The sequence below is a fragment of the Bradyrhizobium sp. 45 genome (assembly GCF_023073155.1).
GTDB lineage: Bacteria > Pseudomonadota > Alphaproteobacteria > Rhizobiales > Xanthobacteraceae > Bradyrhizobium > Bradyrhizobium canariense_D.
Window position 1 is genome coordinate 140,098 of sequence record NZ_JADPIX010000109.1, and the last position, 13,752, is coordinate 153,849.

The following is a 13,752-nucleotide window of genomic DNA, read 5'->3' on the forward strand; positions in this document are numbered from 1 at the left end:
GAGTTCCCACTCGATCAAAGGCGTCGTCATGTTCCGCATCACCACCGCAGGCTTGGCCTTATTGCTCTTGGCCATGTTGCTGATGTGCAGTGGTCTCGACCGAGCCGACGCCCGATCCGTGGGCAGCCAATATACCTCGACGGCCCCGAAGGATTGCCGCCAGATCGGAAAGCCCAGCGAGCTCGACGGCAGCACCACGCGGGTCTGCAAGGGCAAGGATGGCCTCGTGGTCCTGATCGCCGAAGACGATCTTCGCGAAATCGTCTCCGTCGGCCGCAATCGCGAGGCCGCGGCCGAGGAACCGGCGGCTAAAGTCTGGTTCGCTCCGTTCAGCTCGTCCGAAACCACCGTCGAATGGCGCACCGCTGGGGCCAAGCCGTTTGCGATGATCCAGCGCTGGCACATCGCCGATGGCACCGATCCCGACAAGCAGGGGCGGCCGAACACCAAGGCCATGCTCATCGTGACCCGGCTGCCACCCGGCCCCGTCTGCCACGTCGCCTATGTCGACGCGATCGCCAACCCGAACGCCAATGAGCTCGCGCGCAAGGCCGCGGACGAGTTCGCCCGCAGCTTTACCTGCGGCAAGGACGAGGTGAAGATCATAGGCGCACGCGGCCGCGCGGTCGAGCTCGCGACGATGCGCTAGGCGCTCGCCGGCAATCGATCAGGGGCCCGGCGGCTTCCCCGTCACGGGCGACATCAGCATGGCCTCGAGCAGGCGTTCGGGAGTCGTGCCCTCGGGCAGACGCCCCAGAATATCCTCCAGCCGTCCATCGAGCAGCAGCATCGTAAAACCGTGCACCATCGACCAGGCGCGCGCGATCGCAGCGCCCTGATTGAGCGTCAGCGCGTCGCCGCGGATCTGCTCCTGCCGCATCATGCCGACGGCATTGGCGAGTCCCGCAAAGGACGCCTCGGCGGCCTCGTGCAGCGACGGCCTGGAATAGTCGAGGCGCTCGGTGCGGAACATGATGCCGTACATGCCGGGATGAGCCTGGGCATAGGCAACATAGGCTTTCGGCCGCGCCAGCGCGTGTTCAAGCGGGGTGGTGGCGGTGTCAGAGGACGACGCCATCGCCGCATTGAACTGGCGGAAGCCGACGGCCGCGAGCTCACTGAGAAGCCCGGTGAGGTCGCCGAAATGATGGGTGGGCGCGGCGTGCGAGACGCCCGCCTCGCGCGCCACCGCGCGCAATGTCAGGCCGGCGAGCCCGTCACGCTCCAGCACCCGTTCGGCGGCCTGGAGCAGCGCCTCGCGCAGCGCGCCGTGGTGATAGGGCGCCTCGGACTTGACGCTCGCCGGTCGTCGCGCGGGACGCGCCGGCGCGCTCGCCTTCTTTGAAGTACGCGCACCGCGCGCGGTTTCTGTCCTGATCTCACTCTTGCCCATGGGCCAGCTATAGGATGCAATATTGACAGTGTAAAGATTTCACTTGACCAGAACCCCTCGTACGGCTATTTGATCTTTACGATGTAAAGATAAAGAAGGGATACGCCGTGCAGCAGGACGCCGTTGCCGAACGCCGCCACAACCTCGGTCCGATTCCGTTCGAGGCCGACGCGCCCTTCCTGAAAATCATCGGTGAATTGCCGCGCGAACTGAACGGCACGCTCTATCGCAACGGCCCCAATCCGCAGTTCGACTCGCCCGGCGCGCACTGGTTCGTCGGCGACGGCATGCTGCACACCTTTCACCTCGAGAACGGCCGCGCCAGCCATCGCAATCGCTGGGTCCGTACGCCGAAATGGCTGGCCGAGCACGATGCCGGCCGCGCGTTGTTCGGGGGCTTCGGCCGCAAGCTGCCGGATGCGCCGCAAGATCTCACCGACGGCGGCGTCGCCAACACCAACATCATCTTCCATGCCGGCAAGCTGCTTGCGCTGGAAGAAGCCCATCTGCCGACTGAGATCGATCCGGGCACGCTCGCAACCCGCGGCTATCACAATTATCACGGCCGTGTCGCCGGCAGCTTCACCGCGCACCCGAAGATCGATCCCGTCACCGGCGAGCTGGTGTTCTTCGGCTACAACGCCGCGGGTCCGCTGACGCCTGCCCTCTCCTACGGCTCGATCGACGCGTCCGGCAAGGCGACGCGCTTCGAACGTTTCGAGGCGCCCTATGCCAGCATGGTGCACGACTTCATCGTCACCGAGAACCACGTGCTGTTTCCGATCCTGCCCATCACCGGCAGCATGGAGCGCGCGATCAGTGGGCGGCCGCCCTATGCCTGGGAGCCGGACAAGGGCGCCTATGTCGGCGTGATCAAGCGCAAGGGCAGCGCGAAGGACATCGTCTGGTTTCGTGCTGAAGCCTGCTACGTCTTCCACGTCATGAATGCTTGGGAGGACGGTGACCGCATCATCGCGGACGTCATGCAGTTCGAGGAAGCACCACTATTTACGCATCCCGACGGCACGCCCACCAATCCCGAGAAATCCTTCGCTCGCCACTGCCGCTGGACCTTCAATCTTGCCGGGAAGACCGACCGCTTCCAGCAGACCTATCTCGACGATCTCACCGGCGAATTCCCGCGCATCGACGACCGCCGCGCCGGATTGAAGAGCCGTCACGGCTGGTACGCCTGCGCCAATCCGAAGCTGCCGATGTTCGGCGCGCTGTCCGGCGTCGTCCATGTCGATGGCAATGGAACGCGCCTCGGCCATTATCTGCTGCCGGCCGGCGACACCATCTCAGAGCCGGTCTTCGTCGAGCGGTCGAAAGATGCGGCGGAAGGCGACGGCTGGCTGCTGGCGGTGGTCTGGCGCGCGCGGGAAAACCGCAGCGACCTCGCCGTGTTCAATGCCAAGGATGTCGAGGCCGGCCCCGTCGCGCTGGTGCAGCTCGGCCATCGCGTGCCCGACGGTTTTCACGGCAGTTGGGTCGGCGCGCGGTAGCTCTCCTCTCGACATCGCTGATGTCACCAAAAGGTCTCTCATGCATATGCCCTCGATCACCGCGGACCGCCTCGCTGTCCTGATCCTGTTCCTGATCTGCGCCGGGATCACGCTCCCGATGATCCGGCCGCGGCGGAGCGGCCAAACCATCTTCAACGGCGGTATCTTGCTCGCCTTCGTCCTCTCGATCGCCTGTGCGTTACCTGTGCTGCCGCACCTGTCCTGGGCCGGCTTCATCGATGAGATGGCCGACCAAGCCGTTGCAGCAATTCGATTTTTGGAAGTCGCTTACGTCATTTTGACACTGTAAAGATTCTACTTGACCCCGCCTCGCTCCTGACATATTGATCTTTACATCGTAAAGATAAGGCCTGACCGAGGCGAACCATGGCGATTTTCCTGATCCTCGCGCCCTACGGCGCCTTCACTTTCCTGATGCTGATGACGTCTGCCACGATCAGCGTATTCGTAGCCTCGGCAACCTGTCTGGCCACCGTGGCGATCGATGTCGTGCGCGGTCGCTCGGTGAAGATCCTGGCTATGGGCTCGGCGCTGCTATTCGCCGCAATCGGCCTCCACCTCGCGCTGTTCGACCCGGCGCTTGGCACGCTCGGTGTCAAGCTGTCGGTCGACATCGGCATCTTCGTCATCTCGCTCGGCTCGATGCTGGTGCGGCGTCCCTTCACGCTGCAATACGCGGTCGAATCCGTGCCGGCCGAGATCGCGGCAATGCCCGGCTTTCTCTATGCCAATTACGTCATCACGGGCGCTTGGACCGCGGCTGCGCTGCTGATGGCGGCCGCCAATCTCGTGCTGCTCTATGTCCCCGGCCTGCCGCTCTGGTCGAGCCTTGCGGTCGCCTTCGCCGCCCGCAACAGCGCGATCTATTTCACAAAATGGTATCCCGAATATCGGCAGATCAAGTACGGTGCGCCGGCCGGCCCAATGTCCAACTCCCGCTGAACAGGATCGACGATGAAGGACGTATTCGCCCGCCTCGCCTCCGACCTCTTCTCTGCCATCGTCTTCCTGGTCATCTACATCATCACCGACAACGTCGTCCTGGCAACGTCGGTGGCGATTGCCGGAGCGATCGCGCAGGTGATCTACGCGCGCGTCAAGGGGCAGCAGCTCAATTACATGACCTATGCGAGCGTCGCGCTCGTCGTCGTGCTCGGCACGGTCACGCTGCTGACCAACGATCCCCGCTTCATGCTCGCAAAGCCCTCGATCGCGCATTTCGCGATCGGCGCCATCATGCTCAAGCGGGGCTGGATGCTGCGCTACATGCCGCCGATCGTCGTCGAGACCGTTCCGGAATATGTGACGGCTGCAGGTTATGCCTGGGCCGCGCTGATGTTCGTAATCGGCGCCGGCATGATCGCCGTCGCCTCCACAGGCGATCTGAAGCTGTGGGCGTTCTACATCACGGTGGTCGCGGGCGGCGCCAAGATCCTCGCCTTCACCGTGCAATACGTCGTGCTTCGCCTCATCGTCACCAGCCGACGACGCGCCGCCGCCCGCGCCTAAATGCCTCCAACGGAGCGTTAGGCGCGAGCGGCGAGTTGCGCTATACGCTCGGCCGGGACTGGCCCGCGGATCGTCGCGGTCCGCCGGGATCTTGGGAGACGCGAATGGCCGTCGACGGCAACTGGACTCTGACCCTGACGACCCCCATGGGCGAGCGCGAGGCGACGCTGAGCCTGACGGCTGCCGGCGGCACGCTCACGGGGACGCAGGGCGCGGAAGGCGATACAGCCGAGATTTTCGATGGCACCGTCAGCGGCGATGCCGTCAACTGGAAGGTCTCGATCACCAATCCGATGCCCTTGACGCTCGAATTCATCGGAACCGTCTCCGGCGACAGCATGAGCGGTGAGATGGGCATCGGCCCGATGGGCAGCTTCCCGTTCACCGGCACGCGCGCCTAAGCCGCGCGGCAACGGTGCGCGCGCTCGGTCTCATCGCGGCGACGATCCTGTGTGTCGCGACACAAGCGGCTAGCGCGGACGACGCCGAACCGGCGTGGCGGGCAAGCGCGCTCGCCATGCTACCGGCAGGCTATGTCGCCGGCACGGCCTATCGAACCGAAGGGGCGACGGGCTACCTCGCCGTCTATCCGATCTCGTCGAACGATCCGAAGTCACCTGCAAGCGTGTTCGCCACGCGCCAGGCTCTCGTGGTCGCGCTGACGCCGGATGCGACGCGCGCAGTCTCGGTCGCATTGAAACCGCGTAGCGGGCCCGATCCTGACACCGACGACACCGACTTCCCAAAGCTGCATGCCGATCTCGCCGCGAAGCGCTCGACGCTTCCCGACGGTACCGAGCCCTGCGATTTCAGCGCCTGGTCCGTCGACAAGGATCCTGATGGCCTCAACGTGCGTGCCGAACCATCGATCAAGGCGCGTGTGCTCGGCACGCTTCCGCCGCCCTACCGGCTCAAGCTCGGCGGCAGCGAGAACACGCCCGATGGCGGCTGGCTCACCGAATTCCGCATCATCGGCTTCAAGAACGGCTGGTTTCTGATCGAAGGCGCCAAGCCGCCGGGCAAGGACTACGAGGACGACAAGAAATATCCGCGCAGCGCGCCAAAGCCCTATGCCGGACGCGGCTGGGTCGCCTCCAACAAGGTCGGCGCGTCCTACGCCAATGGCGCGACACGCATGGGCGGTCTGTTCCAGGCGCCCTTCGTTGATGCGAAATGGATGCCCGCCCAGCGCGAACTCGGCGGCGCGATCGACACCGATGGCGGCCCGAAGCGCATCTTTGCCTGCAGTGGCCTCTGGGGCTTGGTCGAGAGCCAGGACGGCATCCGCGGCTGGTGGCGCGGGCTGTGCTCTAACCAGGTCACGAATTGTAGCTGACGAGAAAATCCCGCTCCGCGACATCGCCGCCCTTGCCTTAACAATTCAGGGTTGTAGTTAAGCATTGCACGCGGAAGGGAAAAATGCCGCACAACGACACGCTTTCATTTCATCGATCACTGACCGCCGCCTTCGTTTGCATTGTGCTGGCAGCTACGGCGTCGGCCGGCCGCGGCGAACCGTTGCCGCCGAAGATTTCGCCGGAGGCGACTGCCTGGAAGCCTGCCTCGATCTTTGAGAAGGAAGACAAGGACGACAACTTCGAGGATCAGCCGCGCATGAATCTGAGCGGCGCGGCGTGCGTGCCGACGACACCAAAATTCACGTCGTGCCTGATTGCCAATGATGAGAAGAAATACGCGCAGTTCTTCTCGATCGAAGGAAACGTCCTCGTTCCACGGAAGCTCATCCGGCTTTCCGATGAAGACAAGGATCCCGATGCCGAAGGCGTCGCCTACGAAAAGGGTTTCTTCTATGTGACCGGCTCGCACGGCCGCAGCCGCAAGAAAGACAAGGAGAACCTGTCGAGCTACGTCGTGTTTCGGATCGCCGTGGATCCGCAAACCGGTATTCCCAAGACCGAACCCAACGCTAAGAAGGTCGATGGCGTGGAGGCGAGCCCGCGGATGCGCGAGGTTATTGAAAACGACAAATATGTAAAAGCGAAATTCAACAAGCCTCTTGCGGAGGGCGGCGTTAATATCGAAGGGATCGCGGTCAGGAACGGACGCATGTACTTCGGGCTGCGAGGACCGTCGCTCGACAAGCAAGCCTATGTGCTCAGCGTCGATGCGGGAGCACTGTTCACAAAGGCCGACGACCTCAAGCCGGACTCGATCCCGTTAGAACTCGGGGAAAATACCGGGATCCGGGACCTTGCCGCGGTGAACGACGGCATCTTGATTCTCGCAGGCCCGACGCGGAATGAAAAGGTTTCCTATACAATTTGGTTGTGGGACGGCAGCAGCAAGACGGCAAAGCCGTTGGCAACGCTCGACCTCAGCACCGTCACAGCGGACGCCAAAGCGGAGATTCTACTTCCCCTCGAGGAAGACTCAGCCAGCATTCGCGCCCTCGTCATGTTCGACAGCGCGGAAAATGGCGGCGCTGTATCGTTCAGCATAAAGCGCTGAGCGCAGGCTGCGTAAATCCTCCGCCGGTCCAAGAACCGGCGGAAGGACGCCAGGACCTGGCTAGCCGAGATTCAACTCCTTGAAGAAGTCATTGCCCTTGTCGTCGATGATGATGAACGCCGGGAAGTCGACGACCTCGATGCGCCAAATCGCTTCCATGCCGAGCTCGGGATATTCGAGCACCTCGACTTTCTTGATGCAGTGCTCGGCAAGATTCGCCGCGGCGCCGCCGACCGAGCCGAGATAGAAGCCGCCATATTTCTTGCAGGCCTCACGCACGGCTGGCGCGCGGTTGCCCTTGGCGACCATCACCATCGAGCCGCCGGCGGCCTGGAACTGATCGACAAAGGAATCCATACGGCCCGCAGTGGTCGGGCCGAACGCACCGGAGGCATAGCCCTCGGGCGTCTTGGCCGGGCCCGCGTAATAGACCGGATGGTTCTTGAAATAGTCCGGCAGCGGCTCGCCCTTGTCGAGCCGCTCGCGCAGCTTGGCATGCGCGGAATCGCGCGCGACGATCATGGTGCCGGTCATCGATACCCGCGTCTTGGTCGGGTACTTCGAGAACGTGGCAAGGATATCCTTCATCGGCTGGTTGAGGTCGATCTTGACGACCTCGCCGCCGAGCGACTGCTCGACCTCAGGCAGATACTGCGCCGGGTTGTGCTCGAGCTCCTCGAGATAGACGCCCTCCCTGGTGATCTTGCCGAGCACCTGGCGATCGGCCGAGCAGGACACGCCGAGCCCGATCGGGAGCGAGGCGCCATGACGCGGCATGCGGATCACGCGGACGTCGTGGCAGAAATATTTGCCGCCGAACTGCGCGCCGACGCCGAGCGACTGCGTCATCTTCAGAATTTCCTGCTCCATCTCGAGATCGCGAAACGCGTTGCCGTCGGGCGAGCCGTGGGTCGGCAGCGCGTCGAGATAGCGAGCCGACGCCAGCTTCACCGTCTTCATGCAGAGCTCGGCCGAGGTGCCGCCGATGACGATCGCGAGGTGATAGGGCGGGCACGCCGCGGTGCCCAGCGTCAACACCTTCTCCTTCAGGAAGGCGAGCAGCCGGTCCTTGGTCAGCACCGAGGGCGTCGCCTGGAAGAGGAAGCTCTTGTTGGCGGAGCCGCCGCCCTTCGCCATGAACATAAACTTGTAGGCGTCATCGCCCTCGGCGTAGATCTCGCACTGCGCCGGCATGTTGTTGGCGGTGTTCTTCTCCTCATACATCGACAGCGGCGCGACCTGCGAGTAGCGCAGATTGCGGCGCAGGTAAGCATCGCGCGCGCCTTCCGACAGTGCCGCCTCGTCGTCACCATCGGTGATGACGTTGCAGCCCTTCTTGCCCATGATGATCGCGGTGCCGGTGTCCTGGCACATCGGCAGCACGCCGCCGGCGGCGATGTTGGCGTTCTTGAGGAAGTCCAGCGCGACGAACTTGTCGTTCGGGCTCGCCTCGCTATCCTCCAGGATCGCGCGGAGCTGCTTCAGATGACCCGGCCGCAGATAGTGGTTGATGTCGCCAAAGGCCGCTTCCGACAATGCCCGCAGCGCCTCACGCGACACCACCAGCATGTCTTTCCCCAGGACCTTCTCGACCCGCACGCCCTCGGCCGTGATCTTCTTGTAGGGGGTCTCGTCCTTACCCAGCGGAAACAGCGGCGTGTGCTTGTAGGGCGGAACGGGCTTTGCGGGGTCGGGGAAAGTGGTGGGAGCGTTCATGGGCGGGAATCTCGGGGTTTTGGAGCCCTCGCATGGGCCCCTTTCATAGAAGCGTTCTAAGCTTTTTTGCCGCAAAGGGAAGGCGCTCTGGTGCGGTCGGGGCATCCCGATTCGACGGCACGGCGACCTATTTTCGGCGGCTGTCGGCGGACACCATGCTCTCATGATGCCGGTGAAGACCCTGGGTGCACCCCTTGCGCTACGCGCGGGACGACGGTTGAATGCGCCCGCTAAGGGGCTTTTCATCATGACATTGAACTTGCACGTCCGCGGCGCGATCCTGGTCGCCGCCGCCATCACCGGCCTTGTGACCATCGCCTCGCCCGCCCGCGCGGACCGCTGCGATGACAGCGCCAAGGAGCTGGCGAACCAGGTCGATCGCCTCAAGGTGAATTTCCGCGCCGCCAACGTCGTCTACCTGACTCATCCGGCGGCCAAGGAATTGTCCGTGGCTTGCCGTGGCGACAAATATTCGATCGAGCTCTATGCCAAGGGCGATCGCAAGCCCAAGCCGGAGTTCTTTGCGCTGGTGGGGTCGATGGCCGCGATCGTCTTCACCGTGACCAAGGACGATACGACGACGGGCGCGACACGCTGCCTGAAGCGGATGGGGCTCTTGCGCGGCGACAAGATCAGCATGCGTTACCGGCGTCTCAACATGGAATGCGCCCGCACCAAGACGGATGCGTCCATCGCGATCACGCGCGGCAAGGACGAATAGGCGGTCCCCGCGCGGTGTGCGCCTGACAGCACACCGCCCACTACAGACCGTCATTGCGAGCGTAGCGAAGCAATCCAGAATCCCTCCGCGGAGACAGACTGGATTGCTTCGCTGCGCTCGCAATGACGAGGAGAGGTCTGTCCTCTCGCGGAAACAGCGCGTGTGGCGGCACGAAAGCGGCCTCTCCACCGCACCGGATCCCTCGCATTTTAACGATTGGCTTGAAGGAAATTTTGCGTCTCGCGGCGCAGGGTCAATTGTTCCATATGTGAGGATTTGTGGATGAGCGTTTCTACCGTTTCGCCGCCGCCGATCGCGATCGTGGTGCCGAGCTACGACACGACCAAGCAGCAGGACGATCAGACCAAGACCAAGGACAACGACCCGACCTATAAGCCGCCGCCGCCTGCGCCGCTGCCGCCGGGTCAGGGTACTCGGATCGATCAGCTCGCCTGATCAGCCGCGTCGAGATGAAATGCCCGATCCGGTCGATCGGGCTTTTCGCGTGTCCGGCCGCAACTTCGCCGGATAGCGGGACCAATATCGTGCGCGGCTACCCTGAGACCTGCATGATCGCAAGACTCCTGTTGCAGAGCACGATCACCACCGCCGCCATGGGCGCGCTGCTGTTCGCGTCCGCCGGCACCTTGCATTGGCCGTCGGCCTGGGTGTTCCTCGCGACCTCCGCCCTGCTCGGCCCGCTTTGCGGCTGGTGGCTTTACCGGGTCGACCCCGCACTGCTCGCCGAACGTCTGCGGCCGGTCCTGCAAAAGGACCAGCCCGCTGCCGACAAGGTGTTCATGACCGTCTTCGTCGTCGCGATGCTGGTCTGGCTGGCGGCGATGGGGCTCGACCGGCGTACGCGGTCCTCCGACATGCCGATGGCGCTGCAGGTGCTCGGCCTCGCCCTGTTCCTGCTCTCGACGCTGTTCATCCTCTGGGTGTTCCGCGAGAACTCGTTCGCGGCGCCCGTGGTGAAGCTGCAAGCCGAGCGCGCGCAGCACGTGATCTCGACGGGGCCTTATGCCCATGTGCGCCATCCCATGTACAGCGGCATGATCCTGTTCTTCGCCGGCGTGCCGCTGCTTCTGGGCTCATGGTGGGGACTTCTGATGGTGCCGCTATTCCTCGTCTTGTTTGCGGGCCGCATTCGCATCGAGGAGCGTACGCTGCGCGAGGGCCTGCCGGGCTATGCCGACTATGTGACGCGCGTGCGCTATCGCCTGCTGCCTGGCGTGTGGTGAGCGCACGCATCAGTCTGCAATTTGCGGAAAAGCGTTTCCTCCGATCGACTGACGTCGCCCGAAGCGTTCGCAGGCGCTCTAGCCATCCAACTCGCGGTAGCGGCGGAAGATGCCCTGCTCGTTGAAGGGAATACGGCGCTCGCTTTCGAGATAAGCCTTGATGTTCGGGCGCGCCGACACGCGGTCGTGCAGGCCGACGAGGCCTGGGATATCTGTCTCGAACGCCTTCATCCGCTTCGGAAACGCATAGCGTAGTCCCGCGACGAGCTGGAACAGCGAGAGATCGACATAGGTCAGCTTGCGGCCGGTGACATAGGCGCCGCCATTGTCCGCGAGAAGCTCTTCGAAATAGCCGAGATATTTCGGCACGCGCTCGCCCCAGAAGTCGGCGGTGCGCTTCTTTGCCGGCGGTTTCTGATCTTCGTAGTAGAGCGAGGGCCCGAGCGGGTGATGGGTGTCGTGAATCTCGACCACGAAATCGGTGATCGTCAGCTGGAGCTGATGCACCCAGAGTTGACCCGCCTCCGACTTCGGGGCGAGGGCGTGGCGGGCGCCGAGATAGAGCAGGATGTTCGCGGTCTGGCCGATGACGAGCTTGCCGGCTTTGAGGAACGGCGGCGCAAAGGGCGGCGTGCCCCTGTGCGCGTCCATCATCTTCATCATCGCGGCTGTGCCGCGTGGGCCACGCGCCACGTCGACGTATGCCGCGCCCGCCTCCTCCAGCGCCAGCCGCACATATTCACCGCGGCCCTGGATCTCGGGCCAATAATAGAGCTCGTATTTCATGGAGGGTCCGTGAGCGTGGAAGCGACAGGACCAATCTATCACGCGCGACAAGGTTCCGTCAGGATGGGGCTGAAGGGCGGCACCACACGCTCCGTCATTGCGAGCGCAGCGAAGCAATCCAGACTGTCACCCTGGAGGGACTCTGGATTGCTTCGTCGCTGCGCTCCTCGCAATGACGGAAGCCTCAATTCGATGCGAAGCAATAGAGCAAGCCGCCGCCGCCGGTGCTCTTCAGATCGGCCTGCGAGCAGCCGCCATCGGGTCCGCGCGAGGGGTGTGCGGTGTTCCAGGATTTGACCGTCGGGTTGGTCGCAGGGCCGTTGATGTCGGAGTGGCCGAGCATCGCCGCGCCTTGCGTACTCGACGTCCAGTTTTTGCAGGTGCGGTCGTCGGGACCCGCAAACGCGGTGCCGTCGGACTGCGATCCCGTGAGAATGTCGTGCCGGTTAGGCTGGTCGCCATAGCCGTTTACAATCTCGCCCTTCTCGGTCAGCGCTGTCTCCTTGCTGATCTTGTTGGCGCTGTGCAAATCGGCCACGTCCTTGGCGATTTCCACGCCCTTGGCGTTCTGCCACGGTCCCTTGCCGATGCGGTCGCGCGCGTTGACGGCCGGCTTGCCGTCGGCGGCCTGCGTGGAGAGATAGGCGCGCCAGGTCTTACTGCCGGCGCCGCCGGCCTGGGCCAGCTTCTGGCACTGCGCATCGGCCCCCTCCAGACCGCCGAGATCGGCGCCTTTGCCAGGACCGTTGGAAGTCACGAAGAACGTCATGTTGGCCGACTGCGCCTGCGCCGATGGCGCCGCAAGCAAGGCCGCAGCGAGCGCGAGGCCTGAAATCGTCATGGTTCTCTCAATGCGGATCATCCTGTCCTCCATTTGTGTTGTCGTTGGCCGCCAGATTTCAACCCGACGCAGGCCCGCTTATTCCGATGCCGCGATGCGAGACGCCCAAAAGAAAAAGGCCCCGTGCAAGAAGCACGATGCCCTGGTTTTTTCATGTCGTCTGCGATCAGTTGGTCGACGGGATCGCCGACGATTCCCAGCCGCTTCCCGACTGCCATGTCGATTAATTGCTTCCCGGGACAATGGTGCCGGGCGAGCATACCAAATGGGCCGATCCTCAAGTGATCGTCCAGGGGAGGACGCGGGGGACTGTGGCGGGACCGTTCAGGGCGGTATCCGCGATCACATCGGGGCTGCGTAGCGCGCGGCGCAAGGGGAGATCGTTCATGCACCGGACCACAATCCGCCCAATCACGACAATTGCCGGCCGCGCCACCCTTTGCTGCCTTGCCGTCGGTCTTGCCCTGGGTCCGAACTGCGCCTTGGCCGCGGAACTGCTCAAAGCCCGGCTGGCGCAAAATCTCGCACCGATCTCCGGCCTTGCGATCGTCGCCAAGTCGAAGGGAATCTTCGAAAAGCACGGACTTGACATCACGGTTTCGAACTTCACGTCCGGCAAGCAGTGCCTGGACACCGTGATCGGGGGCGGTGCCGACATCGCGACCACGGCGGAGGCGCCGGTCACCGCATCGACGATGGCAAACCAGCCCATCGCCTTCGTCGCCGGGATGGAATACTCCGATCTCAAGACGCTCGTCGCGGCCAAGGCCGGCGTCAAGACCAAGGCAGATCTTCGCGGCAAGCGAATCGCCTTCACTGCCGGCACCGGTAGCGAGGTTTACACGGCGACCTTGCTGAAGTCGGCGGGATTGACGCCCAAGGATGTCACCCTCGTCAATCTGCGGCCGCAGGAGATGCTGCCGGCACTTGCAGCCGGAAGCATCGACGCGATCGACACCTGGGAGCCCCACGTCGCCAACGCGAAGAAAGCCCTGGGCGAAGCCGTCACTGAGGTAGATACAAAGGGCACCTACTCCGAGACGTTCAATATCGTCGTCATGAAGCCCTACCTGGACGCCAACCCGGTGCTGGTCGAGAAATTCATCGCCGCACTGATCGATGCCGAGATCTGGATGAAGGCACAGCCGGATGAAGCAATCACGACAGTCGCGGACGCAGTTGGAATGAAGCGGGACGAACTCGCCCCCATCTGGGCCGACTATGTTTACCGGGTGCGTCTCGACGACCGGCTGATCGAGATTCTGAAGACCCATTCCGCATGGCGCCTCGAGAGCGGCAACCATCCTCCGGGAGCGGCGATGCCCGACTTCAGCAAGGTCGTCGTCACCGAGCCACTGAAAAAGGTCGATCCCGCACGCGTCACCCTGTCGTGGAAATAGGCACCCGCGCGGCCATGCAGGAAGCCATTTCAGCAGGACGCGATATTGCCATCCGCACTGGCGGTCGCGCTCGGCCGAATTCAGTTCGGCTTCGCCGCCTCAATATTCTGGTCGGGGCGCTTTCGCTTCCCTTGTTCATTGGGCTCT

General features: G+C 63.5%; 16 protein-coding genes. 12 read left to right on the forward strand and 4 right to left on the reverse strand.

Annotation, left to right across the window (positions count from 1 at the left end):
• Positions 1-28: 28 nt before the first annotated feature.
• Complete coding sequence (locus IVB42_RS18285; protein ID WP_018456398.1) at positions 29-649, forward strand: hypothetical protein; 621 nt, start codon at positions 29-31, stop codon at positions 647-649.
• 18 nt (positions 650-667) lie between these two features.
• On the opposite strand, the gene IVB42_RS18290 is transcribed toward IVB42_RS18285, so the two are convergent.
• Positions 668-1,393 carry a TetR/AcrR family transcriptional regulator gene (locus IVB42_RS18290; RefSeq protein ID WP_018456399.1) on the reverse strand — a complete coding sequence of 242 codons (726 nt, stop codon included), beginning with the start codon at positions 1,391-1,393 and terminating at the stop codon, positions 668-670.
• Positions 1,394-1,500: 107 nt separating this feature from the next.
• Between IVB42_RS18290 and IVB42_RS18295 the strand changes: the two genes are divergently transcribed.
• The 7 genes from IVB42_RS18295 (at position 1,501) to IVB42_RS18325 (ending at position 6,897) form a co-directional block, all read left to right on the forward strand.
• Positions 1,501-2,898 (forward strand): carotenoid oxygenase family protein, encoded by a 1,398-nt coding sequence (locus IVB42_RS18295; protein ID WP_247392655.1) that lies wholly within the window; start codon positions 1,501-1,503, stop codon positions 2,896-2,898.
• A 40-nt stretch (positions 2,899-2,938) separates the two neighbouring features.
• The gene (locus tag IVB42_RS18300) at positions 2,939-3,208 is read left to right on the forward strand and encodes a hypothetical protein (protein WP_026233167.1); all 270 of its coding nucleotides are present in this window, start codon (positions 2,939-2,941) and stop codon (positions 3,206-3,208) included.
• A gap of 77 nt (positions 3,209-3,285) precedes the next feature.
• Positions 3,286-3,861: a hypothetical protein gene (locus IVB42_RS18305; RefSeq protein WP_247406918.1), complete on the forward strand. Its 576-nt coding sequence runs from the start codon at positions 3,286-3,288 to the stop codon at positions 3,859-3,861.
• A gap of 12 nt (positions 3,862-3,873) precedes the next feature.
• On the forward strand, positions 3,874-4,428 hold the full coding sequence (locus IVB42_RS18310; RefSeq protein WP_247470722.1) for a septation protein IspZ: 555 nt from the start codon (positions 3,874-3,876) through the stop codon (positions 4,426-4,428).
• 104 nt (positions 4,429-4,532) lie between these two features.
• Positions 4,533-4,829, forward strand: coding sequence for a hypothetical protein (locus IVB42_RS18315; RefSeq protein ID WP_247470725.1), 297 nt, complete (start codon positions 4,533-4,535; stop codon positions 4,827-4,829).
• 14 nt (positions 4,830-4,843) lie between these two features.
• On the forward strand, positions 4,844-5,764 hold the full coding sequence (locus tag IVB42_RS18320; RefSeq protein WP_247406916.1) for an SH3 domain-containing protein: 921 nt from the start codon (positions 4,844-4,846) through the stop codon (positions 5,762-5,764).
• 83 nt (positions 5,765-5,847) lie between these two features.
• A complete protein-coding gene (locus tag IVB42_RS18325) occupies positions 5,848-6,897 on the forward strand; it encodes a DUF3616 domain-containing protein (protein ID WP_247337295.1) in 1,050 nt (349 codons plus the stop codon).
• A gap of 60 nt (positions 6,898-6,957) precedes the next feature.
• Here IVB42_RS18325 and IVB42_RS18330 read toward each other — a convergent pair whose 3' ends face one another.
• The gene (locus IVB42_RS18330) at positions 6,958-8,613 is read right to left on the reverse strand and encodes a fumarate hydratase (RefSeq protein ID WP_247337293.1); all 1,656 of its coding nucleotides are present in this window, start codon (positions 8,611-8,613) and stop codon (positions 6,958-6,960) included.
• A gap of 247 nt (positions 8,614-8,860) precedes the next feature.
• Here IVB42_RS18330 and IVB42_RS18335 point away from each other — a divergent pair, with 247 nt between their 5' ends.
• From IVB42_RS18335 to IVB42_RS18345, 3 genes are all read left to right on the forward strand, one after another.
• Entirely contained in the window at positions 8,861-9,334 is a 474-nt protein-coding gene (locus tag IVB42_RS18335; protein ID WP_026233168.1) for a hypothetical protein, read from the forward strand.
• Between the two features lie 282 nt (positions 9,335-9,616).
• Complete coding sequence (locus tag IVB42_RS18340; protein ID WP_018456406.1) at positions 9,617-9,790, forward strand: hypothetical protein; 174 nt, start codon at positions 9,617-9,619, stop codon at positions 9,788-9,790.
• A 113-nt stretch (positions 9,791-9,903) separates the two neighbouring features.
• The gene (locus IVB42_RS18345; RefSeq protein ID WP_247406912.1) at positions 9,904-10,578 is read left to right on the forward strand and encodes an isoprenylcysteine carboxylmethyltransferase family protein; all 675 of its coding nucleotides are present in this window, start codon (positions 9,904-9,906) and stop codon (positions 10,576-10,578) included.
• A gap of 78 nt (positions 10,579-10,656) precedes the next feature.
• Here the strand turns inward: IVB42_RS18345 and IVB42_RS18350 are convergent, their stop codons facing one another.
• Positions 10,657-11,364 carry a glutathione S-transferase gene (locus IVB42_RS18350; RefSeq protein WP_247297224.1) on the reverse strand — a complete coding sequence of 236 codons (708 nt, stop codon included), beginning with the start codon at positions 11,362-11,364 and terminating at the stop codon, positions 10,657-10,659.
• Between the two features lie 184 nt (positions 11,365-11,548).
• Entirely contained in the window at positions 11,549-12,226 is a 678-nt protein-coding gene (locus IVB42_RS18355; protein ID WP_247297222.1) for a lectin, read from the reverse strand.
• Between the two features lie 365 nt (positions 12,227-12,591).
• On the opposite strand from IVB42_RS18355, the gene IVB42_RS18360 reads away from it, so the two are divergent.
• Positions 12,592-13,605 (forward strand): NrtA/SsuA/CpmA family ABC transporter substrate-binding protein, encoded by a 1,014-nt coding sequence (locus IVB42_RS18360; RefSeq protein WP_247361830.1) that lies wholly within the window; start codon positions 12,592-12,594, stop codon positions 13,603-13,605.
• Positions 13,606-13,752 lie beyond the last annotated feature (147 nt).